This window comes from Streptomyces sp. DH12 (assembly GCF_020873895.1).
In the GTDB taxonomy this organism is placed as follows: domain Bacteria; phylum Actinomycetota; class Actinomycetes; order Streptomycetales; family Streptomycetaceae; genus Streptomyces.
Genome location: NZ_JAHWGT010000176.1, coordinates 1 through 849 on the forward strand (window position 1 = coordinate 1; position 849 = coordinate 849).

The 849-nt window shown below is 70.4% G+C and carries 2 protein-coding genes; one reads left to right on the plus strand and one right to left on the minus strand.

Annotated features, from left to right (window positions below):
* A partial coding sequence (gene soxR, locus LPA54_RS33320) for a redox-sensitive transcriptional activator SoxR (protein ID WP_228984466.1) occupies nt 1–391 on the minus strand: 391 nt, incomplete at its 3' end.
* A gap of 131 nt (nt 392–522) precedes the next feature.
* Between soxR and LPA54_RS33325 the strand changes: the two genes are divergently transcribed.
* Nucleotides 523–849 (plus strand): MaoC family dehydratase (locus LPA54_RS33325; RefSeq protein WP_228984467.1); only part of this gene is annotated, 327 nt, incomplete at its 3' end.

An 849-nucleotide genomic window follows, 5' to 3' on the forward strand; every position in this document is an offset into this window, starting at 1 on the left:
GCACGCAGCCCTCCAGCGAGAGGCAGCCGCAGCCGATGCAGTCGGTGAGGTGGTCGCGCAGCCGGTTCAGCTGCCGGATGCGCTCGTCCAGTTCGGAGCGCCACGCCTCGGAGAGCCGCGCCCAGTCCTCGCGGGTCGGTGTGCGCTCCTCGGGCAGCTCGGCGAGCGCCTCGCGGATCGTGGCGAGGGGGATGCCGACGCGCTGGGCGGCGCGGATGAAGGCGACCCGGCGCAGGGTGTCACGGGTGTAGCGGCGCTGGTTGCCGGAGGTGCGCCGGCTGCGGATCAGCCCTTTGGACTCGTAGAAGTGCAGGGCCGACACCGCGGCTCCGCTGCGGGCGGAGAGCTGGCCGACCGTGAGTTCGTGGATCTTCTCTGGAATCCGGTGCACTCCTCGAAGCCTACCGACCCCGTCCGGCGGCCGGTCCGTTGACAGGGGCCGCACGGCCGACCATGCTAAGCAGTTGCTTAGGCATGCGCACGCGGATGCGCCTGCGACTACGTGACGCGAGAGGCCGGGACATGGCAGAGCCGAGGATCTTCACGTCCGTCGACGACCTGAAGGCGGCGGTGGGCGAGCAGCTGGGGTACACCGACTGGCTGGAGGTCGACCAGAAGCGCATCGACCTGTTCGCCGAGGCCACCGGTGACCACCAGTGGATCCACGTGGACCCGGAGAAGGCCGCGGCGGGACCGTTCGGCACGACCATCGCGCACGGCTACCTCACGCTCTCGCTGCTGCCGCTGTTCGGCCCCCAGCTGATGTCCGTCGAGGGCGTGAAGATGGGCGTCAACTACGGCACGAACAAGGTGCGCTTCCCCGCCCCCGTCCCGGTCGGCTCGCGGCTG